The 23616-nt window shown below is 67.1% G+C and carries 20 protein-coding genes, 1 tRNA gene, 2 rRNA genes and 1 pseudogene (1 of these 24 only partly in view); 22 read left to right on the top strand and 2 right to left on the bottom strand.

Features of this window, described 5'->3' with window-relative positions; genetic code table 11:
• The 20 genes and pseudogenes from JWS14_RS04910 to JWS14_RS04815 all read left to right on the top strand — a co-directional run.
• Positions 1-2430 (top strand): 23S ribosomal RNA (locus JWS14_RS04910) (it extends 703 nt beyond the left edge of the window).
• A gap of 137 nt (positions 2431-2567) precedes the next feature.
• Positions 2568-2684 (top strand): 5S ribosomal RNA (rrf, locus tag JWS14_RS04905).
• A 60-nt stretch (positions 2685-2744) separates the two neighbouring features.
• Positions 2745-3689, top strand: a complete 945-nt coding sequence (locus tag JWS14_RS04900; RefSeq protein WP_072941904.1) for a tetratricopeptide repeat protein — start codon at positions 2745-2747, stop codon at positions 3687-3689.
• On the top strand, positions 3686-4681 hold the full coding sequence (locus tag JWS14_RS04895; protein WP_206012626.1) for an HAD-IIA family hydrolase: 996 nt from the start codon (positions 3686-3688) through the stop codon (positions 4679-4681). Before JWS14_RS04900 ends, JWS14_RS04895 begins: the two co-directional genes overlap by 4 nt.
• A gap of 77 nt (positions 4682-4758) precedes the next feature.
• Positions 4759-4986 (top strand): hypothetical protein, encoded by a 228-nt coding sequence (locus JWS14_RS04890; RefSeq protein ID WP_043943807.1) that lies wholly within the window; start codon positions 4759-4761, stop codon positions 4984-4986.
• 1 nt (position 4987) lies between these two features.
• Positions 4988-5818, top strand: a complete 831-nt coding sequence (locus JWS14_RS04885) for a TlyA family RNA methyltransferase (protein WP_206012625.1) — start codon at positions 4988-4990, stop codon at positions 5816-5818.
• Positions 5815-6777: an NAD kinase gene (locus JWS14_RS04880; RefSeq protein ID WP_072941897.1), complete on the top strand. Its 963-nt coding sequence runs from the start codon at positions 5815-5817 to the stop codon at positions 6775-6777. Before JWS14_RS04885 ends, JWS14_RS04880 begins: the two co-directional genes overlap by 4 nt.
• Positions 6778-6779: 2 nt before the next feature.
• Positions 6780-8552 (top strand): DNA repair protein RecN, encoded by a 1773-nt coding sequence (gene recN, locus JWS14_RS04875; RefSeq protein WP_072941895.1) that lies wholly within the window; start codon positions 6780-6782, stop codon positions 8550-8552.
• Between the two features lie 101 nt (positions 8553-8653).
• A complete protein-coding gene (gene steA, locus JWS14_RS04870; protein WP_095863647.1) occupies positions 8654-9838 on the top strand; it encodes a putative cytokinetic ring protein SteA in 1185 nt (394 codons plus the stop codon).
• Positions 9835-10785 (top strand): copper transporter, encoded by a 951-nt coding sequence (locus JWS14_RS04865; RefSeq protein ID WP_206012624.1) that lies wholly within the window; start codon positions 9835-9837, stop codon positions 10783-10785. Before steA ends, JWS14_RS04865 begins: the two co-directional genes overlap by 4 nt.
• Positions 10786-10926: 141 nt before the next feature.
• Positions 10927-12699, top strand: a complete 1773-nt coding sequence (locus JWS14_RS04860; protein ID WP_206012623.1) for a CTP synthase — start codon at positions 10927-10929, stop codon at positions 12697-12699.
• A 13-nt stretch (positions 12700-12712) separates the two neighbouring features.
• Positions 12713-13381 (top strand): NUDIX domain-containing protein, encoded by a 669-nt coding sequence (locus JWS14_RS04855; protein ID WP_206012622.1) that lies wholly within the window; start codon positions 12713-12715, stop codon positions 13379-13381.
• Between the two features lie 105 nt (positions 13382-13486).
• Positions 13487-13636 (top strand): annotated as a pseudogene (locus JWS14_RS04850) (tyrosine-type recombinase/integrase); the annotation flags it as partial.
• 58 nt (positions 13637-13694) lie between these two features.
• Positions 13695-14699: a ParA family protein gene (locus tag JWS14_RS04845; RefSeq protein WP_072941884.1), complete on the top strand. Its 1005-nt coding sequence runs from the start codon at positions 13695-13697 to the stop codon at positions 14697-14699.
• A complete protein-coding gene (locus JWS14_RS04840; protein ID WP_206012621.1) occupies positions 14700-15560 on the top strand; it encodes a segregation and condensation protein A in 861 nt (286 codons plus the stop codon).
• Positions 15557-16291, top strand: coding sequence for an SMC-Scp complex subunit ScpB (scpB, locus tag JWS14_RS04835; RefSeq protein ID WP_206012620.1), 735 nt, complete (start codon positions 15557-15559; stop codon positions 16289-16291). The genes JWS14_RS04840 and scpB overlap by 4 nt, the downstream gene beginning before the upstream one ends.
• A gap of 16 nt (positions 16292-16307) precedes the next feature.
• Positions 16308-17366 (top strand): pseudouridine synthase, encoded by a 1059-nt coding sequence (locus JWS14_RS04830; protein WP_206012619.1) that lies wholly within the window; start codon positions 16308-16310, stop codon positions 17364-17366.
• Complete coding sequence (cmk, locus tag JWS14_RS04825) at positions 17363-18052, top strand: (d)CMP kinase (protein WP_206012618.1); 690 nt, start codon at positions 17363-17365, stop codon at positions 18050-18052. Before JWS14_RS04830 ends, cmk begins: the two co-directional genes overlap by 4 nt.
• Entirely contained in the window at positions 18049-19476 is a 1428-nt protein-coding gene (gene der / locus JWS14_RS04820) for a ribosome biogenesis GTPase Der (RefSeq protein WP_012687907.1), read from the top strand. The genes cmk and der overlap by 4 nt, the downstream gene beginning before the upstream one ends.
• A gap of 86 nt (positions 19477-19562) precedes the next feature.
• A tRNA-Pro gene (locus tag JWS14_RS04815) sits at positions 19563-19639 on the top strand.
• 65 nt (positions 19640-19704) lie between these two features.
• On the opposite strand, the gene JWS14_RS04810 is transcribed toward JWS14_RS04815, so the two are convergent.
• A complete protein-coding gene (locus tag JWS14_RS04810; protein WP_206015925.1) occupies positions 19705-20466 on the bottom strand; it encodes a L,D-transpeptidase in 762 nt (253 codons plus the stop codon).
• Between the two features lie 182 nt (positions 20467-20648).
• Between JWS14_RS04810 and JWS14_RS04805 the strand changes: the two genes are divergently transcribed.
• Positions 20649-21527, top strand: a complete 879-nt coding sequence (locus tag JWS14_RS04805; protein ID WP_206012617.1) for a sigma-70 family RNA polymerase sigma factor — start codon at positions 20649-20651, stop codon at positions 21525-21527.
• A 15-nt stretch (positions 21528-21542) separates the two neighbouring features.
• On the opposite strand, the gene JWS14_RS04800 is transcribed toward JWS14_RS04805, so the two are convergent.
• Positions 21543-23015 (bottom strand): MFS transporter, encoded by a 1473-nt coding sequence (locus tag JWS14_RS04800; protein WP_206012616.1) that lies wholly within the window; start codon positions 23013-23015, stop codon positions 21543-21545.
• A 155-nt stretch (positions 23016-23170) separates the two neighbouring features.
• Between JWS14_RS04800 and JWS14_RS04795 the strand changes: the two genes are divergently transcribed.
• A complete protein-coding gene (locus tag JWS14_RS04795; RefSeq protein WP_072941864.1) occupies positions 23171-23611 on the top strand; it encodes an SRPBCC family protein in 441 nt (146 codons plus the stop codon).
• Positions 23612-23616: the final 5 nt, after the last annotated feature.

The following is a 23616-nucleotide window of genomic DNA, read 5'->3' as shown; positions in this document are numbered from 1 at the left end:
GTTAACCCGTGTGGGGTAGCCGTAGCGAAAGCGAGTCCGAATAGGGCGTTTTAGTGGCATGTTCTAGACCCGAAGCGGAGTGATCTACCCATGGCCAGGTTGAAGCGACGGTAAGACGTCGTGGAGGACCGAACCCACTTAGGTTGAAAACTGAGGGGATGAGCTGTGGGTAGGGGTGAAAGGCCAATCAAACTCCGTGATAGCTGGTTCTCCCCGAAATGCATTTAGGTGCAGCGTCGCGTGTTTCTCACCGGAGGTAGAGCTACTGGATGGTCTAGGGGGCCCACAAGCTTACCGAAATCAGCCAAACTCCGAATGCCGGTGAGTGAGAGCGCGGCAGTGAGACTGCGGGCGATAAGGTTCGTAGTCGAGAGGGAAACAGCCCAGATCGCCAGCTAAGGTCCCTAAGCGTGTACTAAGTGGAAAAGGATGTGGGGTCGCGAAGACAACCAGGAGGTTGGCTTAGAAGCAGCCACCCTTGAAAGAGTGCGTAATAGCTCACTGGTCAAGTGATCCTGCGCCGACAATGTAGCGGGGCTCAAGTACACCACCGAAGCTGCGGCATTCACACAATGCACCCCTGCGATTCTGCGGAGTCGTGGGCAGTGGTGTGGATGGGTAGGGGAGCGTCGTGTGGCCATGGAAGCGGCGGGGTGACCCAGCCGTGGAGGCCACACGAGTGAGAATGCAGGCATGAGTAGCGAAAGACGAGTGAGAAACTCGTCCGCCGAATGACCAAGGGTTCCTGGGCCAGGTTAATCCGCCCAGGGTGAGTCGGGACCTAAGACGAGGCCGACAGGCGTAGCCGATGGACAACGGGTTGATATTCCCGTACCCGTGTGAACGCGCCCCTGGTGAATCAGTGATACTAACCATCCTGAAGCGTCCTTACGTCCCTTCGGGGGCCCTGGATGTGGATGCATGGGACCTGATCTGGTAGTAGCCAAGCGATGGGGTGACGCAGGAAGGTAGCTGAGCCAGTCAGTGGTAATACTGGTGTAAGCCTGTAGGGCGAATGGTAGGCAAATCCGCCATTCACACAGCCTGAGAGGTGACGCATAGCCGAATGAGGCGAATTCAGTGATCCTATGCTGCCGAGAAAAGCCTCTAGCGAGCTTTCACACGGCCCGTACCCCAAACCGACACAGGTGGTCAGGTAGAGAATACTAAGGCGATCGAGATAACTATGGTTAAGGAACTCGGCAAAATGCCCCCGTAACTTCGGGAGAAGGGGGGCCTCGTCCGGTGATCACTCTTGCAGTGTGAGCTGGGTGGGGCCGCAGAGACCAGTGAGAAGCGACTGTTTACTAAAAACACAGGTCCGTGCGAAGTCGTAAGACGATGTATACGGACTGACGCCTGCCCGGTGCTGGAAGGTTAAGAGGACCGGTTAGCTCTTCGGAGCGAAGCTGAGAATTTAAGCCCCAGTAAACGGCGGTGGTAACTATAACCATCCTAAGGTAGCGAAATTCCTTGTCGGGTAAGTTCCGACCTGCACGAATGGCGTAACGACTTCTCAGCTGTCTCAACCATAGACTCGGCGAAATTGCATTACGAGTAAAGATGCTCGTTACGCGCGGCAGGACGAAAAGACCCCGGGACCTTCACTACAGCTTGGTATTGGTGTTCGGTTCGGTTTGTGTAGGATAGGTGGGAGACTGTGAAGCGCTCACGCCAGTGAGTGTGGAGTCGTTGTTGAAATACCACTCTGATCGTATTGGACCTCTAACCTCGGACCATGATCTGGTTCAGGGACAGTGCCTGGTGGGTAGTTTAACTGGGGCGGTTGCCTCCCAAAATGTAACGGAGGCGCCCAAAGGTTCCCTCAGCCTGGTTGGCAATCAGGTGTCGAGTGCAAGTGCACAAGGGAGCTTGACTGTGAGACTGACAGGTCGAGCAGGGACGAAAGTCGGGACTAGTGATCCGGCACCGGCAAGTGGAAGCGGTGTCGCTCAACGGATAAAAGGTACCCCGGGGATAACAGGCTGATCTTCCCCAAGAGTCCATATCGACGGGATGGTTTGGCACCTCGATGTCGGCTCGTCGCATCCTGGGGCTGGAGTAGGTCCCAAGGGTTGGGCTGTTCGCCCATTAAAGCGGCACGCGAGCTGGGTTTAGAACGTCGTGAGACAGTTCGGTCTCTATCCGCCGCGCGCGTTAGAAACTTGAGGAAGGCTGTCCCTAGTACGAGAGGACCGGGACGGACGAACCTCTGGTGTGCCAGTTGTTCCACCAGGAGCACCGCTGGTTAGCTACGTTCGGAAGGGATAACCGCTGAAAGCATCTAAGCGGGAAGCCTGTTCCAAGATGAGGTTTCTCACCCCCTCGAGGGGGTAAGGCCCCCGGCAGACCACCGGGTTGATAGGCCAGAACTGGAAGTCCGGTAACGGATGCAGGTGACTGGTACTAATAGGCCGAGGACTTACCACAAAGAAGCTACGCGTCCACTGTGCAGTATCTGAAACAACACACGTTTCGGAACTGAAGAAGAAGAACCACCACCACCATCGGTCCAACGATGTGTGGTTGTGTCTTCGCTGATGTTCCGTGTGACAGTTTCATAGAGTTACGGCGGCCATAGCGGAGGGGAAACGCCCGGTCCCATTCCGAACCCGGAAGCTAAGCCCTCCAGCGCCGATGGTACTGCACCCGACAGGGTGTGGGAGAGTAGGACACCGCCGAACATCCGTTACCGAAAGGGGACCCAATATACTGGGTCCCCTTTCGTGGTTTGTGTGAAAGGAATGACTGTGTCGGAGAGTGACGACGGACGTCGGTCCTTCCGCGGAGGCAATGCCTCCAACAGCAATCGTGGCGGTGCGTCCAGCGGCGACCGTGGCGGCGCCGGCGGTTCGGGTCGTGGTGGCTCGTCCGGTGGTCCCCGTCGCGATTCGCGCGACAACCGTGGCGGTGCCGGCGGCGATCGTCGCGGTGGCGGACCCCGTCGTGGCGGTGAGGGCGGCTTCGCGCCTCGCGGACGTGAAGGTGACCGTCCGCAGCGGCAGCAGGCCCGTCCGGACGAACCGGATCTGCCCGAGAACGTCGAGGCCGGTGAGCTCGATCCCGCGGTACGTCGCGATCTGCTGAGCTTGGACAAGACGAACGCGAACACGGTTGCGCGCCACCTGGTGATGGCCGGCAAACTCGTCGACGATGATCCGCGACTTGCGCTCGCGCATGCGCGAGCGGCGCGCCAGCGTGCGGGCCGCATCGCCATCGTCCGTGAGGCCGCGGGTATCACCGCGTACCACGCCGGCGAATGGGCGGAGGCGCTGTCGGAGTTGCGCGCTGCTCGTCGCATGGCAGGCGGTCCCGGACTGCTCGCGGTGATGGCGGACTGCGAACGTGGACTGGGTCGCCCGGAGCGTGCGATCGAACTCGGGCGAAGCGAGGAAGCTGCTGCGCTGTCCGGTGACGAGGCTGCCGAACTGCGCATGGTGGTCGCCGGAGCGCGCATGGACCTCGGTCAGTTCGATCAGGCCGTGGTCACGCTGCAGACCCCCGATCTCGACGCCGCGCGGACCGGTCCCGGTGCCGCCCGTCTGTTCTACGCGTATGCCGATGCGCTGGTGGCGGCCGGTCGCATCGAGGACGGACTCAAGTGGTTCCTCAACGCCGCTGCGGCGGATCTCGAGGGTGACACCGACGCGGAGGAGCGTGTGGCCGAGCTGACCGGAGACGATCAGTGACGACCCTGCGAGAGGATTACGACGCTCTGCTGCTCGACCTGGACGGCACGCTGTACCAGGGGCCGCAGGAAATCCCCGGTGCGCGTGAGGCTTTGGCGACCGGGACGCAGCCCTGCTACTACGTGACCAACAACGCCAGTCGCAGTCCCGGCGACGTCGCGGAGCACCTGACCGAACTCGGCTTCGCCGCCGACGAGTCGACGGTGGTGACGAGTTCGCAGTCCGCGGCCAGGCTCCTCGCGGAGAACGTGGCACCGGGCTCGGCGGTGCTGGTCGTGGGCACGGAAGCGCTCGCCGACGAGGTCCGGAACGTCGGACTGCGTCCGGTGCGGTCGTTCGAGGACGCACCCGCCGCCGTCGTCCAGGGACATTCGCCGACCACGGACTGGGCGATCCTCGCCGAGGCGACCCTCGCGATCCGTGCGGGCGCCGTCTGGGTGGCGGCGAACCTGGACTCGACCCTCCCCACCGAGCGGGGTCTCGTCCTCGGCAACGGTTCGATGGTCGCGGCCCTGCGCGCGGCGACATCCCGCGAACCACTCGTGGCGGGCAAGCCGGCAGCACCGCTGATGGAAGACGCGATGCGCCGCAGCGGTTGTGTGCGGCCCCTGGTGGTCGGCGACAGGCTGGACACCGACATCGAAGGCGCCAGCAACGTCGGTCTCGACTCGCTACTGGTCCTCACCGGCGTGAGCACCGCGATCGACGTCCTGCGTGCCGCCCCGGAGCAGCGCCCCACCTACCTGGCATCCGCACTGGACGCACTCAACCGGCCCGCCGACGAGTCGCTGGTCGGTGAGGACAGCCGGTGGTCCGTCGAGTTCGACGGCACCGATCTGGTGATCGAACCGACCGCGGATTCGGCCGAGCCGGTGGATTCGACTGAGTTGCTGCGAGTGGTGGCCGTCGGTGCGTGGAAATTCCCCGACTTCGTGCGGATCACATCGACGACGCCCGCGGTGAGCGCGGTCGTGTCCGGCTGGGGTGCCTGAAAGCCGCCCGACCCGCGTTGTTCGTCACGCGATTCGCTGTATGCGTATCGGAACGCGATGGACTAGCGTTGTGCCCGATGAGCACGCCAATACCGCGCCCGGGAGCCCATCTACCTGGGCCTCCTCAGAGTGTCGACCCCGAGAAGATCCACACGGAGGTCGACGGATTGTTGTCGCGGCTCGGAGCCGTCGAACCTGATCCCGACGACGAGCACGGCGTCGGGGTCATTCCACGCAAAGCCCACCTTCTCGAGAAGGCGCACGACGTGCTGGTGGAGGCCCTGGCCACCGTGGACAAGATCTGACGTGGCCCGTCGAGCACGGGTGGATGCCGAACTCGTTCGGCGGGGGCTGGCCCGGTCCCGAGAACACGCGCAAGAACTCATCGCCTCCGGCCGAGTGCTGATCTCGGGTGCGGCAGCGACCAAACCGGCCACCGCCATCGAAGCGGGAACCCCGTTGCGGGTCGTCGAGGTCGACAACGAAGTGTCCTGGGCATCCCGTGGCGCGCACAAACTCCTCGGCGCTCTCGAGGCGTTCGGCCCCCGCGGACTCGAAGTCGACGGCAAGCGTTGCCTCGACGCCGGCGCATCGACCGGCGGCTTCACCGATGTGCTGCTGCACCACGGCGCGCGGGAGGTCGTGGCGGTGGACGTCGGGTACGGACAGTTGGTGTGGCGGCTGCAGTCCGACGACCGCGTGCACGTCGTGGACCGCACCAACGTGCGATCCATCGATGCCGAGCAGATCGGCGGCCCGGTCGAACTGGTGGTCGCGGACCTGTCGTTCATCTCCCTGAAGCTGGTTCTCCCGGCGTTCGTCGCCTGCGTGGGCGAGGGCGCAGACCTGATTCCGATGGTGAAGCCGCAGTTCGAGGTCGGCAAGGATCACGTGGGCTCCGGTGGGGTGGTGCGTGACCCGGAGTTGCGGGTCGCCGCGATACTGGATGTCGCGAAGACGGCGGCCTCGCTCGGACTACGTACCGTCGGTGCGGTGGCCAGCCCGCTGCCGGGACCGTCGGGGAACGTCGAATACTTCCTGTGGCTCCGCGCGGATGTCACACCCGGGACGGATGATGTACCGGTCGAGTCGGTAGAAGAGTTGATCCGCACCGCGGTGCAGGAGGGACCACAGTGAGCGGGGGAAGCAGCGGCGCCCAGCAACGCGAGCGGGAGATCCTGCTCGTGGCGCACCCGGGTCGCGCGGAGATCACGGAGACGGCGCGGCGCGTCGGCAAGATCTTCGAGCGGGCCGGGATCGGACTGCGCGTCCTCGTCGACGAGGTCGACAGCACTCGCATCGAACCGATGGACGGCATGGCGGCCGACGAATTCCTGGTTCCCGGGCTCGAAGTCACCATCGTGCAGGCAGGCCCCGACGCGGCCCTCGGGTGCGAGATGGTGCTCGTCCTCGGTGGGGACGGGACGTTCCTCCGGGCGGCGGAACTCGCCCAGGCCGCGTCCATTCCGGTCCTCGGCATCAATCTGGGCCGGATCGGGTTCCTCGCGGAAACGGAGGCCGAGCACCTCGACGAGGCGCTCGGACAGGTGGTGCGCCGGGAATACCGCATCGAACACCGCATGACGCTGGACGTGCTCGTCCGGGTGGACGACGAGATCATCGAACGAGGCTGGGCGCTCAACGAGGCGAGCATCGAGAACCGGTCCCGGCTCGGTGTCCTCGAGGTGGTGCTCGAGGTGGACGGGCGGCCGGTGTCGGCGTTCGGCTGCGACGGCGTGCTCATCTCCACACCCACCGGGTCGACGGCATACGCGTTCTCCGCGGGTGGCCCTGTGGTGTGGCCGGAGCTCGAGGCGCTGCTGGTCGTCCCGAGCAACGCGCATGCCTTGTTCGCGCGCCCCCTCGTGACGAGCCCGGAATCGCTGATCGCGGTGGAGACGGTGGCAGGCAGCCACGACGGCCTGGTGTTCTGCGACGGTCGCCGGACCCTCGAATTGCCTGCGGGCGCCCGCGTCGAAGTGGTGCGTGGCAAGGAACCCGTTCGCTGGGTACGACTGGATTCGGCGCCGTTCGCGGACCGGATGGTGCGAAAGTTCGAGCTGCCCGTCACCGGGTGGCGAGGAAGGAAGCCCTAGACGTGCTGGCAGAGATCAGGATCGACAACCTCGGTGTGATCTCCGAGGCGTCGGCGCAATTCCACGAAGGTTTGACGGTGCTCACGGGTGAGACCGGTGCGGGCAAGACGATGGTGGTGACGAGCCTGCACCTGCTCAGCGGTGCGCGAGCAGACGCGGGACGGGTTCGCCTCGGTGCGCCCCGCGCCGTCGTCGAGGGCCGGTTCATGACCGACGAAGGCTCGGAGCACGTCGAACGCGCCGTGTCCCGGCTGCTCGAATCGACCGGTGCCGAGCGCGACGAGGACGGCACCATCATCGCGGTCCGCACCGTCGGCAGCGACGGCCGGTCCCGTGCCCACCTGGGTGGGCGCAGCGTTCCGGCGGGCGTGTTGTCCGAGTTCACCGATCCGCTGCTCACCGTGCACGGGCAGAACGACCAGCTGCGGCTGCTCCGCCCGGACCAGCAGTGCGCCGCACTCGACCGATTCGCGGACAAGACGGTCGGTCCGCTGGTCGCGCGGTACCGCAAGCACCGCGACGAGTGGATGACCGCGCGATCCGAACTCATCGAACGGACCGGTCGTACGCGGGAACTCGCGCAGGAAGCCGACCAACTGACATTCGCCCTCAACGAGATCGACGGCGTCGCCCCGGCCCCGGGCGAGGACGAGTCGATCGTCTCCGAGGTCCGCAGGCTCAGCGAACTCGACTCGCTGCGGTCGGCGGCGGAGGAAGCACACGCCGCGCTCGCAGGCGGCGACGACATGGACGGCGACGGTGTGGCCGCGCCCGCGCTGGACCTGCTGTCCGAGGCGCGGGCCCGGATCGAATCGGCCACCGACCCCGAACTCGACGGACTCGGACCCCGCCTCGCCGAGGTGATCGCGGTGGTCACCGACGTCTCCGCCGACCTCACCACATACCTCGCCGGACTGCCCGCGGACCCGGGGGCACTGGACTCCCTGCTGTCCCGGCAGGCGGAGCTGAAGAACCTCATCCGCAAGTACGCCGCCGACGTCGACGGCGTCCTGGAATGGGCCGACAACGCCCGTGCGCGGCTCGAGAAGATCGACGTGTCCTCCGACGCGCTGGCCGCGCTGACGAAACAGGTGGAGGAGTCGGCGGCGTCGACCGCGGAGGCCGCGTCCAAACTGACCGCCGCCCGCGTCAAGGCCGCGACCAAACTCGCCAAGGCCGTCAGCTCCGAACTCGCCGGTCTGGCAATGGGCCGGGCGGCGCTCGAGGTGACAGTCCGGCCCCGAATCGCCGGACCCCAGGACACGGCCCCGCTCACCGTCGACGGCACCGAACTCCATGCGGGATCGTCCGGCGTCGACGAAGTGGAGTTCCGGCTGTCGGCGCACAGCGGCGCGCAGTCGCTGCCCATCAGCAAGAGCGCGTCCGGCGGTGAGCTCTCACGCGTGATGCTCGCCCTCGAGGTGGTGCTCGCCGGGTCCGACTCGGGCGCGACGATGGTGTTCGACGAGGTCGACGCCGGTGTCGGCGGACGGGCAGCGGTCGAGATCGGCAGGCGGCTGGCCCGGCTGGCCCGCACGCACCAGGTCATCGTCGTCACGCACCTGCCGCAGGTCGCGGCGTTCGCGGACACCCACCTAGTGGTCGACAAGGTCGACGACGAGGACGGCGTCGTCAGCAGTGGCGTGCACACACTCACCGACGACGAACGGGTCGTGGAACTGGCCCGGATGCTCGCCGGCCTCGACGACACCGAGACCGGACGCGCCCACGCGGAGGAGCTGTTGGCGACCGCCAGCGCCGAGCGTTCCGCCTGACCCGGCCCGGCGGGCCGTCCGTGGTAATGGTGTGACTGATGTGGTAAACGGTTCGGCGCGCCTCCACAGGTCGGTCCGGCTTCCGGTCCATCATCGAATCCATGAAGATGCCGGCACTGCTGTCACGTAACACCGAAACTTTGCCTGGGGTCAGCGGCATCGCCAGGGTGGATCGCAACACGGCCAAGTTGCTGCGCCGCGTCGGACCCGGTGACATCGTTGTTCTCGACGAGCTCGACCTCGATCGTGGAACCGCGGATGCCCTGGTGAAGGCGGGCGTCCTCGCAGTGATCAACGCGTCACCCTCGATCTCGGGGCGCTATCCCAATCTCGGCCCGGAGGTGATCGTCGCCAACGGGATCCTCCTGGTGGATTCGGCGGGCGCCGAGGTCTTCAAGAGCATCAAGGACGGCAGCAAGGTCCGGGTGAACGGGGGAGGTGTCTACTCCGGGGAACGGCGCATCGCCAAGGGCGACGAACAGACCGAGGCGGAGATCTCCGACCGGATGATCGAGGCGAAGACCGGTCTGGTCGACCACCTCGAGGCGTTCTCCGGCAACACCATCGAGTTCATCCGCACCGAGAGTCCGTTGCTGATCGACGGTGTCGGGGTCCCCGACGTCGACGTCGACATGAAGGAACGGCACGTCGTGATCGTGTCCGACGGCCCGGACCACGCGTCCGACCTGAAGAACCTCAAGCCGTTCATCAAGGAGTACTCGCCGATCCTCATCGGTGTCGGGGCAGGTGCCGACGTCCTGAAGTCGGCGGGCTATCGCCCGGATCTCATCGTCGGCGACCCCGAGGACATCACGAGCGCCACGTTGAAGTCGGGCGCCGAGGTGGTTCTCCCCGCCGATCAGGACGGCCACGCACCCGGTCTGTCGCGCATCCAGGACCTCGGCATCGGAGCGATGACGTTCCCCGCGTCCGGATCCCCGTCCGACCTGGCGCTGCTGCTGGCCGATCATCACGGCGCGTCGCTGATCGTCACGGTCGGGAGCACCGTCTCCCTCGACGAGTTCTTCGACCGCGGCCGCCGCGACAGCAATCCGTCGGCGTTCATGACCCGCCTGAAGGTCGGGCCGAAACTGGTGGACGCGAAGGCTGTCGCGACCCTGTACCGCAGCCGGGTGTCGGGCGGCGCGATCGCGCTGCTCGTCCTCGCCGCGCTCGTGGCGGTGATCGTGGCTCTGGTCGTGTCCAACGTGGGTGGTGAGGCACTCGATTGGGCTGTCGCGACGTGGAACAGCTTCGCGTTGTGGGTGCAGGGGTTCTTCAAGTGATTTCTCTGCGTCAACATGCCATTTCCATAGCGGCGATCTTTCTGGCTCTGGCAATCGGCGTGGTGATGGGCTCCGGCCTGTTGTCGAGTGGTCTCGTGTCGGGGCTGCGCGACGACAAGGCCGACTTGCAGACCGACATGGAGAACGCGACAGAACGCAACAACCAACTGACCGAGCAGTTGAACTCGGCCGACGGATTCGATTCCGCGGTGGGCGGCCGCGTGGTCGCCGACTCGCTCGCGCAGCGCACCGTGATGGTCGTGACGACCCCCGATGCCGACCCCGCCGACCTCGACGGGGTCAACCGGATGATCGCGCAAGCAGGAGGTTCGGTGACCGGGCGGGTGTCGTTGACCGACTCGTTCGTCGACGCCACCGGCGGCGACCGGTTGCGGACGGTCGTCAACAATGTGATCCCCGCGGGCGTCACGTTGAAGACCGGGGCCGTCGACCAGGGCAGCCTCGCAGGCGACCTGCTGGGTTCGGTCCTCATGCTCGGCAAGGAGACGGGTCAGCCGCAGAGTTCCGCCCAGGAGATGGCGCTTGCCCTCGAGACCCTGCGCGGCGCCGGATTCGTCAGCTACGACGACGGGGCCGTCCAGCCTGCGCAGGTCGCGGTGGTGCTGACCGGAGATCGGGACGTGGAGGACGGCGTCAGCGGCAACCGCGGTGCGGTCGTGGCCCGGTTCGCGGGCGCGCTGGACGCGCGCGGTGCCGGGGCGGTGCTCGCCGGACGTCCGGCCTCCGCCCAGGGCAACGGCGCGGTCGCCGTGGCACGCGCCGACGCCGCCCTCTCTGCGGCGCTCACGACGATCGACAACATCGACCGGGAAGCGGGCAAGATCACCGTTCCGCTGGCGCTGCAGGAGCAACTGAACGGCGGCGCAGGCCGGTACGGCACGGGACCCGGCACCACCGGAGTCACCGTGGGGGCCACCCCGGCGTAGCGCGCGTCACATCGGGGCGGGCAATCGCGGCGCGTTGTTTCCGGGACGTCCGCCGAGGTGTTACCGTGAAGTCCCGTGGGTCGGCAGGCCCCAGCATTGCTCGAACAGACCAAGCCCTGCACAGTCGTCACGGGAGCCCCTTTGCCACAGTCACGCACTCATTCGCGTACCGCCACCAAGCACATCTTCGTGAGCGGCGGCGTCGCCTCCTCACTCGGCAAGGGCCTCACAGCCTCGAGCCTCGGGCAATTGCTGACCGCGCGGGGAATGCGCGTGACCATGCAGAAACTGGATCCGTACCTCAACGTCGATCCGGGCACGATGAACCCCTTCCAGCACGGTGAGGTCTTCGTCACCGAGGACGGCGCCGAGACCGACCTCGACGTCGGCCACTACGAGCGCTTCCTCGACCGCGACCTGTCCGGTCAGGCGAATGTGACCACCGGCCAGGTGTATTCGACGGTCATCGCCAAGGAGCGGCGCGGCGAATACCTCGGCGACACCGTCCAGGTCATTCCGCACATCACGGACGAGATCAAGAGCCGGATCCTCGCGATGAGCGGGCCGGATCTGCAGGGACACCGCCCCGACGTCGTCATCACGGAGATCGGCGGCACCGTCGGCGACATCGAGTCGCAGCCGTTCCTCGAGGCCGCCCGTCAGGTGCGCCACGACGTCGGCCGGGACAACGTCTTCTTCCTCCACGTCTCCCTGGTCCCGTACCTGGCGCCGTCGGGTGAGCTCAAGACGAAGCCCACCCAGCACTCGGTCGCCGCGCTGCGGAACATCGGCATCCAGCCCGACGCGCTGATCCTGCGCTGCGATCGCGAGGTCCCCCCGGCGCTGAAGAACAAGATCGCTCTCATGTGCGACGTCGACGTCGACGGCTGCATCTCGACCCCCGACGCGCCGTCGATCTACGACATCCCGAAGGTGCTGCACAGCGAGGGCCTCGACGCGTACGTCGTCCGTCAGCTGGGACTGCCGTTCCGCGACGTGGACTGGACCGTATGGGGAAACCTGCTCGAGCGCGTCCACCAGCCGCGCGAGACCGTGCGGATCGCCCTGGTCGGAAAATACGTCGACCTGCCGGACGCGTACCTGTCCGTCACCGAGGCGCTGCGTGCAGGCGGGTTCGCGAACCGCTCGAAGGTGGAGATCTCGTGGGTGCCGTCCGACGCATGTGAGACCGAGGCGGGCGCGCAGGCCGCGCTCGGCGACGTCGACGGCGTGCTGATCCCCGGTGGCTTCGGCATCCGCGGCATCGAGGGCAAACTCGGCGCGATCCGGTACGCCCGCCACCGGAAGATCCCCCTGCTCGGACTGTGCCTGGGTCTGCAGTGCGTCGTGATCGAGGCCGCGCGCAGCGTGGGTCTGGACGACGCCAACTCCGCCGAGTTCGAACCCGAGACCACCCACCCCGTGATCTCCACGATGGCCGACCAGGAAGACGTCATCGCCGGTGAGGCCGACCTCGGTGGCACGATGCGCCTCGGCGCGTACCCCGCAGTCCTGGCGAAGGGGTCCGTCGTGGCGCGGGCGTACGGCAGCGAAGAGGTGTCGGAGCGGCACCGTCACCGCTACGAGGTCAACAACGCGTACCGGGACCGGATCGCCAAGAGCGGACTCCGGTTCAGCGGCACCTCTCCCGACGGTCACCTCGTCGAGTTCGTCGAGTACCCGGCCGACCAGCACCCGTTCTTCGTCGCCACGCAGGCCCACCCCGAGCTGAAGAGCCGTCCGACGCGCCCGCATCCTCTGTTCGCGGCGTTCGTCGACGCGGCGCTGAGGCACAAGCTCGAGGAGCGCCTCCCCGTCGACGTGCACGGTGAGGAGCGTGCGGCGGCCGCCGACGCCGAGATCGCCGATTCCGCCGACCGCGACGAGGTCGCGTCGGTCGACAGCGCGGGATAGGGCGAGACGGACCATGCCCGACATCGGCCGGCACGAATTCGAGACCCTCGACTCGCGCGCCGTCTACAGCGGCGCGATCCTCGCCCTGCGGGTGGATCACGTCGCAATGCCGGACGGCCGGACCGCCGAACGTGAGGTGGTCGAGCACCACGGCGCCGTCGCAGTCGTGGTGCTCGACGAGGAGGACCGGGTCGTCCTGATCCACCAGTACCGGCACCCGGTGGGGCGCCGGTTGTGGGAGATCCCGGCGGGTCTGCTGGACGAGCCGGGGGAGGACCCCGTCGACGCCGCGCGACGCGAACTGGCGGAAGAGACCGGCCTCGCGGCCCGGCGCTGGTCCGTCCTCGTGGATGTCGTTCTCTCACCGGGGTTCACGGACGAGTCGGTGCGCGTGTTCCTCGCCGAGGACCTGTACGAGGTGGACCGGCCCGACCCGGAGGACGAGGAAGCCGACCTCGAGATCGAGCGGATTCCGTTCGACGAGGTCGTGTCGATGGTGCTGAACGGGACCATCGTCAACGCCACGGCCGCATCCGGCGTCATGGCCCTCGCCGCCGCCCGGTCCCGGCCGGGCGGTCTCGGCGAACTCCGCGACGTGAGCGCCCCCTGGGTCGATCGCCCCGAACGGTTCAGCGAGCGGAAGCGCACACGTGCCGCTGGGGACGAAGCCGCGCGGACATGACGTGGTGATCGCCCTGCGGACGGGTGATCCGAACCGTGAACTGCCGCCGCTGGCGGCGAGTTCGGTGGCCCGGGCGCTGTTCGACGGGGGCCCGCTCCGAGGCCGGCGACCCACCTGCTCGACGGCGGCACCGACGTCCGCGTCGTCGAGGAGTTGCTGGGACACGCGTCGATGACGACCACGCAGATATATACGCTGCTGACAGTGGGTGCGCTGCGCGAGGTCTGGGCGGGAGCACATCCCCGGGCGCGGTAGCGGAAAGCGTGTCGAGGGGAAAATTCACGGTACGAGGCGGTAGCGTTCGTATAACGATGTGGGATCGACAGCGATCATCGAGAGAACAGGGGATCATCGGACCGTGGTGACACCGCAGCCGCCAGCGGCGGAGTCAGAGCACTCGCAACCGGAGGGCGACATGTTCGACGTGCGGCAAACCGACACCGCAGACTTGTTCGACGACGCTGCCGTGGTCGTGGAGGAGGAACTCGGCCCCACGGGTCGGCCGACGCGTGAGGTGCCGGAACCCGCCCCGTTGCCCTCGCACGGTCCGGCCAAGATCGTCGCGATGTGCAACCAGAAGGGCGGCGTCGGCAAGACGACGTCGACGATCAATCTGGGTGCGTCGCTGGCCGAATACGGCCGGCGGGTCCTGCTCGTCGACCTCGATCCCCAGGGGGCGCTGTCCGCGGGCCTCGGAGTCGCGCACAACGACCTCGAACTGACCGTCCACAATCTGCTCGTCGAACCGCGCGTCTCCATCGACGACGTCCTGATGCGGACGCGCGTCGAGGGCCTCGACCTTCTGCCGAGCAACATCGACCTGTCGGCGGCGGAGATCCAGCTCGTCACCGAGGTAGGCCGTGAGCAGACGCTCGGTCGCGTGCTGCATCCCGTGCTCGACCGCTACGACTACGTCCTCATCGACTGCCAGCCGTCCCTCGGTCTGCTCACGGTCAACGCGCTGGCCTGCGCGGACTCGGTGATCATCCCGATGGAATGCGAGTACTTCAGCCTGCGCGGCCTGGCGCTGCTCAACGACACGGTCGAGAAGGTCCACGACAGGCTCAACCCGCGTCTCGAACTCGCCGGCATCGTCGTGACGATGTTCGACTCGCGTACCCTGCACGCGCGCGAGGTGATGGCTCGCGTGGTGGAGGTGTTCGGGGATCTGGTCTACGACACTGTGATCAACCGGACCGTGCGATTCCCCGAGACCTCCGTCGCCGGGGAACCGATCACCACCTGGGCGCCCAAGTCGACCGGCGCCGAGGCGTACCGTGCGCTGGCACGCGAGGTCATTCACCGGTCCGGCCGGTAAGTGGTGAATACGCAAGACATTCCGGCACCACCGCAGACCGAGGGTTCGAACACCGAGGACCCGCAGGCGCCCGCCGTCAAGCCCGGCTTCCGGGTGACGCTGCGCAACTTCGAGGGACCGTTCGATCTGCTCCTCACCCTGATCAACCAGCGACAGCTGGACGTCACGGAAGTCGCGCTGCACCAGGTGACGGACGACTTCATCGCCTACACCCGCACGCTCGGCGCGGAGATGGGACTCGACCAGACGACGGAATTCCTGGTCGTCGCCGCGACGCTGCTCGATCTGAAGGCGGCGCGTCTGCTCCCGGCGGGGCAGGTGGAGGACGCCGAGGACCTGGCGCTTCTCGAGGCGCGCGACCTGCTGTTCGCCCGGCTGCTGCAGTACCGCGCGTACAAGCAGGTTGCGCAACTGTTCGGTGAGCTCGAGGCGGCCGCGCTGCGCCGGTATCCGCGGTCGGCGGCACTGGAGGACCAGTTCACCCAGTTGCTGCCGGAAGTGTTGCTCGGCGTCGACCCGCAGCGGTTCGCGGAGATCGCCGCGACCGTGTTCACACCCCGCCCGAAGCCCACTGTGGGACTCGACCACCTGCACGACATGCACGCGGTGTCGGTCCCCGACCAGGCGGCGCGGATGCTGGAACTGCTCCGCGAGCGAGGCGCCGGGGAGTGGGCGACCTTCGGCGACCTCGTCTCGGAGTGCGAACTCACCGCCCTGATCGTGGCAAGATTCCTCGCGCTGCTCGAGCTGTACCGCGAGCAGTCGGTGTTGTTCGAACAGCCCGAGCCACTCGGGGAATTGCTGGTGAGCTGGACCGGGGAACGCACAGACGCCCCGGTGACCGAGGAGGATTACGGATGAGTTCGGCCCCGCTCGACGAGCCGGACGACGAGGGCGCCGTCGACGCGGAACCCGAGCTGTCGGACACGGAACCCGAGTTGTCGGACACGGAACCCGAGTTGTCGGACACCGAACTCGCTGCGGTTCTCGAGTCGTTGCTGCTGATCGTCGACTCTCCGGCCGGTGCGGAGCAGCTCGCGTCCGCGACGGGTGCTTCTGTGAATCGCATCACGGAGACGCTGAACCGCATGTCCGCCGAGCTCACCGCCCGGGGAAGCGGGATGGACCTCCGATATGCCGGTGACGGTTGGCGTCTCTACACCCGCACCGCGTACGCGCCCTACGTGGAACGGCTCCTGCTCGACGGAGCCCGCTCCAAACTGACGAGGGCGGCGTTGGAAACTCTGGCCGTGGTGGCATACCGTCAACCGTTGACCCGCGCACGGATCAGTGCGGTGCGCGGCGTCAACGTGGATGGTGTGGTGCGCACACTTCTCGCTCGCGGGTTGATCGCCGAAGCCGGCGTCGATCCCGATACCAACGCCACGCAGTACTCGACGACGGAACTCTTCCTGGAACGGCTCGGCTTGGCGTCTCTGGCCGATCTTCCCGCGCTGGCTCCGTTGTTGCCGGATGTGGATCTGATAGATGACATCAGTGACAGTCTGGAATCTGACCCACGATTTGCGAGAATGAATAAAGCTACGGCTTCCACAGAAGAGTTGGACACCGGGCTGGACACCGAAGACTGACAGGGATAGTACAAAAGTGAAGAAACCCGCTCGCCGAGATGGCACACCGGATCGCAACAACAAGAAGCAGCGCCCCACCAGGTCGGAGGCCGGAGGGCGCACCAGGTCGGAGGCCGGAGGGCGTCCGGACAGGGCCGAGGCCGGTCATCGATCAGGCCGGCCCGACGCCGCGAAGGGCAAACCTGGCAGGCCCGACCCTGCCGCGAAGAACAAGCGTGGCAAGCCCAAGTCGGCCAAGCCGCAGCGCGCGCAGGCCCAGGCCCAGGCCCCCAAGATCAGCAACGCCAAGCCGGCCCGGCACCAGTACGCCGACGCCGATCGGCCCGTCGGCCCGCCGCAGGGCGACGGCATGCGCCTGCAGAAGGTTCTCGCTCAGGCCGGTGTCGCGTCGCGTCGTGCGGCCGAGGAACTGATCTCGCAGGGTCGTGTCGAGGTCGACGGCCGCATCGTCATCGAACAGGGACTGCGCATCGACCCCGAGAACGCGGTGGTGCGCGTGGACGGTGTCCGCGTCGTCGTCCAGAAGGACCTGGTCCACCTCGCCCTCAACAAGCCCCGCGGCTGGCAGTCGACGATGTCGGACGACCTGGGCCGCCCGTGCGTCGGCGACATCGTCTCCGAGCGGGTCGCCGCCGGTCAGCGGTTGTTCCACGTCGGTCGGCTCGATGCCGACACCGAGGGACTGCTGCTGCTCACCAACGACGGTGACCTGGCGCATCGGCTGATGCACCCGTCGTTCGAGGTGTCGAAGACGTACCTAGCGACCGTGTCGGGTGCTCTCGAGCGCGGCGTCGGTAAGAAGCTGAAGGAGGGTGTCGAACTCGAGGACGGACCGGCGAAGGTCGACACGTTCACGCTCCTCGACATCAACGAGGGCAAGTCGCTCGTCCGGGTCACGCTGCACGAAGGCCGTAAGCACATCGTTCGTCGCCTGTTCGACGCCGTGGGGCACCCCGTCATCCGGCTCGTCCGGACGGACATCGGCGCGGTCGCGCTCGGCGACCAGCGGCCCGGCACATTGCGCGTCCTGGGTCGTGGCGAGGTCGGCGGTCTCTACGGGGCGGTGGGCCTGTGAGTGCCTCGTCGCTGGTCGTCGCGATGGACGGCCCGTCCGGAACCGGGAAGTCGAGCGTTTCGCGGATGCTGGCGCAGCGACTCGACGCCCGGTACCTCGACACCGGAGCCATGTATCGCATCGCGACGCTGCATGTGCTGCGCAAGGGCGTGGACGTCACCGATCCCGCCGCGATCGCCGACGCGACCGTCGGTCTGCCGTGGTCGATCGGAACCGACCCGGCGGGCGAGCAGGTCCTGCTCGACGGCGAGGACGTGGGGGAGGAGATCCGCGGCGACGCGGTGACCAAGGCCGTCTCGGCTGTCTCCGCCGTTCCCGCGGTGCGCGAACTGCTCGTCGCGGCGCAGCGTCGTCTCACGGGCGAGACCGAACGGATCGTCGTCGAGGGCCGGGACATCGGCACCGTCGTGCTTCCCGATGCCGACGTGAAGATCTACCTGACCGCCTCGGCGGAAGCCCGGGCCCAGCGCAGGAATGCGCAGAATCTCGCGGAAGGACGAGGCGACGACTACGCGGCCGTGCTGGCCGATGTGCAGCGCCGTGACCACCTCGACTCCACGCGCGCCGTGTCGCCGCTGCGGCCGGCCGACGATTCCGTGCTGGTCGACACCAGCGAACTCGGAATCGACGACGTGATCGGCAGGTTGCTGCTGGTGGTAAGCGAAAGAAGTGGAGCAGGGCAGTGACCGAACAATTCACCACCGAGTTCGCAGGCGACGGAACCTGGAGTGAGGAATCCGACTGGGAGGTCCTCGACCTCGAAGACGGCGGCGACGGGGAGGCCCACGTCCCGGTTCCCACCCTCGCCGTGGTCGGACGCCCGAACGTCGGTAAGTCGACGCTCGTCAACCGGATCATCGGCCGCCGCGAGGCCGTCGTCGAGGACATTCCCGGTGTGACCCGGGACCGTGTCTCGTACGAGGCGAACTGGAGCGGACGCCGGTTCATGGTGCAGGACACCGGCGGCTGGGAACCCGACGCCAAGGGCCTGCAGCAGTCGGTGGCCCGGCAGGCGGAGCTGGCGATGCAGACCGCGGACGCGATCCTGCTCGTGGTCGATGCCGTCGTCGGCGCCACCGCGACCGACGAGGCCGTGGCCAAGGTGCTGCGCCGGTCCAAGACGCCGGTTCTGCTGGTCGCCAACAAGGTGGACGACGGCCGCACCGAATCCGAGGTGGCCGCACTGTGGTCGCTGGGGCTCGGGCAGCCGCACTCGGTGAGTGCGACGCACGGCCGCGGTACGGGCGATCTCCTCGACGAGGTGCTCGCCGCCCTCCCGGAGACCCCGCGCGAGGGCATCCCCGGCGGCGGACCGCGTCGTGTGGCCCTGGTCGGGAAGCCGAACGTCGGGAAGTCGAGCCTGCTGAACAAGCTGTCGGGCGACGAGCGTTCGGTGGTCCACAACGTCGCGGGCACCACCGTCGACCCGGTCGACTCGATCGTGGAACTCGGCGGCAGGCCGTGGCGTTTCGTCGACACCGCCGGTCTGCGCAAGCGGGTCAGCCACGCCAGCGGCGCCGAGTTCTACGCGTCGCTGCGGACGAAGAGCGCCATCGAGGCCGCCGAGGTCGCGATTCTGCTGATCGACGCATCCGAGCCGATCTCGGAGCAGGACCTGCGCGTGCTGAGCATGGTGGCCGACGCCGGCCGGGCTCTCGTCATCGCGTTCAACAAGTGGGATCTCGTCGACGAGGACCGGCGACTTCAGCTCGACCGCGAAGTCGATCGGGACCTGGTGCGGGTGCCGTGGGCGCAGCGCGTCAACATCTCGGCGCAGACGGGACGCGCGGTACAGAAGCTGGTGCCCGCCCTCGACACGGCGCTGGAATCGTGGGACAAGCGCATTCCGACGGGCCGGCTCAACACGTGGCTCAAGGAAGTCGTCGCCGCGACGCCGCCGCCGATGCGCGGTGGCCGGCTGCCTCGCGTGATGTTCGCCACGCAGGCCGGGACGCGTCCGCCGACGTTCGTGCTGTTCACGACCGGGTTCCTCGAGGCTGGCTACCGCCGGTTCCTGGAGCGGCGCCTGCGTGAGGAGTTCAATTTCGACGGCAGCCCCGTCCGCATCTCGGTGCGGGTGCGGGAAAAGCGTGAGCGGCGAAGTCGTTGATCCGACAGAATGTGCTCTGACCAGGCGATTAGCGTTACGGACTGCCACTGATGTAATCTCATCGAGCACCTGAACGAGGGTGTGGACGGGCTGTGGCGCAGCTTGGTAGCGCACTTGACTGGGGGTCAAGTGGTCGCAGGTTCAAATCCTGTCAGCCCGACCAGATGATCGGCGAAGGCGGTTTCCCGGAAACGGGGAGCCGCCTTTTCTGTGTCTCGGGCGCGGGACTCACGCCGTGACGATGACGGGGTCGCCGATCTTGGCATTGTCGTAGAACCACCGCGCATTCTCGGTGCTGAGATTGATGCAGCCGTGGCTGACGTTCTCGAAGCCCTGCGAACCCACCGACCACGGTGCGGCGTGCACGAAGATCCCGCCCCACGTGATGCGGGTGGCGTATTCGACGTAGAGGCGGTAGCCCTCCTCGTCGTCGATCGGGACACCGTACGTCGACGAATCCATGATCATGTCGCGGAACTGCTCGATGACGGGGAACGTCCCGAGTGGTGTCTCGTATCCGGGTTTGCCCATCGACGCAGGCATGGTCTGCACGATCTGGTCGTTGATGCTGACCGTGAACTGGTGCGTCGTCGTGTTCGCGACGGCGACGAGTGCGTCACCGACCTGGAACTGCGACTTTGCTCCCGCCGCTTCGACGGTCACCCCGGTGTGCGCCGGCCAGAAGTGGTCCGGGCTCCATTGCAGGGTGCGGTCGTCGATCCAGGAGAACTGCCCGGGCACCGGTGTCGACGGAGTGATCCGGACACCACGCTCGGCGAGCGCGCGATCGGCTACCGGAGACGTGAACCGGACGACGACGGGATGTGCGATGCCGACGACCTGACCGCTTGCGGGGGAGAGTGCCGGCGCGAGGATCTTTCCGGTGACGGCCGGGGGCGCCGCCGCCGCGGCGGCGCTCACTCCGCACACGGCGAGTGCCGCGAGTACCGAGACGAGGAACAGACGTCCGACCTGCTGAGCTTTCCACATGCCGTCCAGCCCTTCAGAGACTGTGAGCGTCATTTCAGTTAACCACGGCGATATCCGACAGCGGAACCGGGGAAACTGGGTGCATTACGCGCATCAGAGGGCCACGGGCGACGCGTCGTCGTCACATCGGCCGCGTTTCGCCGGTCACATAGGTGACAGACGGCGACGGAGGGATGTGACCGATGAACGAGAACGACGTGCTGGCGCAGCAGTTCGAGACGCATCGCCGGCACCTGCGGGCGGTGGCCTACCGGATGCTCGGCTCGCTCACCGAGGCCGAGGACGCGGTGCAGGAATCCTGGCTGCGGCTGAGCCGCACGGACACCGATTCCGTGGAGAACCTGGGCGGCTGGCTGACGACGGTGGTGGCCCGCGTGTGCCTGAACATGCTGCAGTCACGCAGGTCGCGGCGGGAAGAGCCCCTGGATGGACAGGTGCCCGACCCGATCGTGACGCTGACGGACGGAAGCTCCCCGGAGCAGGAGGCGGTGCTCGCCGATTCGGTGGGTCTCGCTCTGCTCGTGGTCCTGGGCACGCTCGCCCCTGCGGAGCGGCTGGCGTTCGTGCTGCACGACATGTTCGCCGTGCCGTTCGAGGACATCGCCCCGATCGTCGAGCGATCCCCGGCGGCCGCCCGGCAGCTGGCCAGCCGTGCACGCCGCCGACTGCAGGGCGCGCCCGTTCCCGACACGGATCCCGTCCGGCAGCGCGCAGTGGTCGACGCCTTCCTGGCGGCAGCGCGGGGCGGCGACTTCGACGCCCTCGTGGCGGTACTGGATCCGGACGTGGTGCTGCGGGCCGACACGGGCGCGTTGCCTGCGGGCGCCTCCACGATGGTGCGCGGCGCGGAGACCGTCGCGGGCCGGGTGCTCGGGTTCGCGCGGCTGGCCCGGTTCGCGCACCCGGCACTCGTCAACGGTGCCGCCGGTGTGGTCGCGATCTCCGAGGGGCAGCTGCTGTCGGTCCTGGGTGTCACGATCCGGCAGGGCGTGATCGTGGAGATCGACATCCTCGCCGACCGCGAGCGCCTCGCCGGGCTCGTCGTCGAGAATCTCGACTGACGAGCCCGGTCGGGGTCACTCCGTGCGTCGCTCACCGTCTCCGTGGGCGTTGCCGGTGCGTAAGGCGATCAGGGCTGCGGCAGCAAGGAAGATGCTGCCGGTCAGCAGCGCTCGCTGGAACCCGAAGGTGAGCGCCTCGGGCACAGGCGAATTCGCCGCGAGCAGACGCTGGGAATACGAGGTGGCGATCGCGGCGAAGATCGCCAGACCGAGCGCGCTGCCGACTTGCTGCGAAGCGTTCAGCAACGCCGCCGCGAGCCCGGCCTCGTCGGCAGGCACCCCCGCGTTGGCTGCGGTGGTGACGCCGACGAAGACGGCGCCGAGGCCCAGCGACACGATCATCAGCCCCGGGAACAGATCGGCGAGATAGGAGCCGTCGACCGGGATCCGGGACAGGTAGAACAGGCCCGCCGCCGCCACCAGCGCGCCCACGACGGTGACCGGGCGGGTTCCGATTCGCGTGAGCACCTGGGAGGAGAGTCCGGCTGCGACGCCGACGCCCAGACAGAGCGGAAGGTACGCCGCCCCGGTCTGCATGGGGGAGTAGCCCAGAACATTCTGCATGTAGAGGGTGAGGAAGAAGAACATCGCGAGCAGACCGGCGAACGCGATCAGCCCGGTGACATTTGCCGCCGCCAGGCCCTTGATGCGGAAGATCGACAGCGGCAGCAGTGGATCGGGGCTGCGCTGCTCGTTCACCACGAACGCGGCGATCAGGACGAACGCTCCGGCCAGCGCGCCGATCGTGCGGGCCGATCCCCACCCCTGGTCGGGCGCCTCGACCAGGGCGTAGACGAACATCAGCATGCCGCCGGTACCGAGCACGCCACCCACTAGGTCGAAGTCCGCGAGCCTGGCGCGGCGGCGGTCGTCGGGAATCAGCGCGTAGACCGCGGGAAGTACGAGAGCACATGCCACCGGGTTGACGAACAGCACCCATCGCCAGCCCGGGCCCTCGGTGAGCACACCACCGAGAAACACGCCGACGGCGGACGCGAGACCGCCCACGCCGGCCCAGACACCGAGTGCGGTATGGCGTTCGGGCCCTTCCTCGAATGTCGTCGTCAGGATCGACAGCGCGGCCGGAAGCATCAGCGCCGCACCCACACCCTGTGCCAGCCGGGCGCCGATCAGGATCTCCGCGTTGCCCGCGAAACCACCGGACAGCGAGGACAATCCGATGACGACGGTGCCGGTTACGAGTATGCGACGGCGGCCGAGGAGGTCGGCGAGGCGACCGCCGAGCAGCATGAACCCGCCGTAGGTGACGAGATAGCCGCTGGGCACCCACTGCAGTTGCTGCACCGAGAAGTCCAGGTCGCCGCGTATGTCGGGCAGCGCGATGTTGACGATGGATGCGTCGACGAAGTCGAGAAAGGCCACGGCGCACAACAACGTCAGGGTGAGTCTGCCGCGGGCGGTGGAGAGAAGCGGGGGTGCCGCAGTCGATTGTCGCGATCCGGACGTGCCGGTGATCGAGGTGTCCATGTCGAAGCCTTCCTGTGCTCTCGGGTTTCGTGCGGGCGGTGCGGCGCCGTCGGCCGTCACTTCTATGACCGACGGCCCGGCGGCGATGTGACCGCGCGCAGGCCGCGGCGCGAGTACTGTCGGAACCCGGCAGGTCACGGAAACGGGAGGCTGGCATGGCTGGACGGTTCGAAGGCACTGTGGTGATCGATCGCCCCATCGAGGAAGTGTTCGAGTACCTCGCCGCCGGGGTCAACGACCGGGAGTTCAGCCCGCGGGTCCAGGAGATCGTGAAGAAGACGGACGGTCCTCCCGGAGTCGGCACCGTCTTCGTCAGCACCGTCAAGGACGCGGGGATGACCACGAAGCGTGAGTTCGAACTCACCGAATTCGAGGCGCCGCGGAAGATTCGCTGGGCGGAGCGATCGAAGAATTCCGTGATCGCGAAAGAGGGCGGTTACGACCTCGAACCGTCGGGCGCGGGCACCAAGGTGACGATCTTCAATGTGCTGGAGGGTCACGGAATCGGGAAACTGATCGCGCCCCTCGCGCTTCGAGCAGCCCGCAAGGACGCGCCCGCATTCGCACAGCGAATCAAGGCTGCCGCGGAGAAGTGACTGGA

It is taken from the genome of Rhodococcus koreensis, from assembly GCF_017068375.1.
GTDB lineage: Bacteria > Actinomycetota > Actinomycetes > Mycobacteriales > Mycobacteriaceae > Rhodococcus_F > Rhodococcus_F koreensis.
This window is presented reverse-complemented; position numbering and strand designations above follow the sequence as displayed.

Bases quoted from the DNA above. Each gene is read 5' to 3' on its own strand.
- JWS14_RS04900 (WP_072941904.1), top strand. From the start codon at position 2,745: ATGACTGTGTCGGAGAGTGACGACGGACGTCGGTCCTTCCGCGGAGGC.
- JWS14_RS04890 (WP_043943807.1), top strand. From the start codon at position 4,759: ATGAGCACGCCAATACCGCGCCCGGGAGCCCATCTACCTGGGCCTCCT.
- steA (WP_095863647.1), top strand. From the start codon at position 8,654: ATGAAGATGCCGGCACTGCTGTCACGTAACACCGAAACTTTGCCTGGG.
- JWS14_RS04855 (WP_206012622.1), top strand. From the start codon at position 12,713: ATGCCCGACATCGGCCGGCACGAATTCGAGACCCTCGACTCGCGCGCC.
- scpB (WP_206012620.1), top strand. From the start codon at position 15,557: ATGAGTTCGGCCCCGCTCGACGAGCCGGACGACGAGGGCGCCGTCGAC.
- JWS14_RS04810 (WP_206015925.1), bottom strand. From the start codon at position 20,466: ATGTGGAAAGCTCAGCAGGTCGGACGTCTGTTCCTCGTCTCGGTACTC.
- JWS14_RS04805 (WP_206012617.1), top strand. From the start codon at position 20,649: ATGAACGAGAACGACGTGCTGGCGCAGCAGTTCGAGACGCATCGCCGG.
- JWS14_RS04800 (WP_206012616.1), bottom strand. From the start codon at position 23,015: ATGGACACCTCGATCACCGGCACGTCCGGATCGCGACAATCGACTGCG.
- JWS14_RS04795 (WP_072941864.1), top strand. From the start codon at position 23,171: ATGGCTGGACGGTTCGAAGGCACTGTGGTGATCGATCGCCCCATCGAG.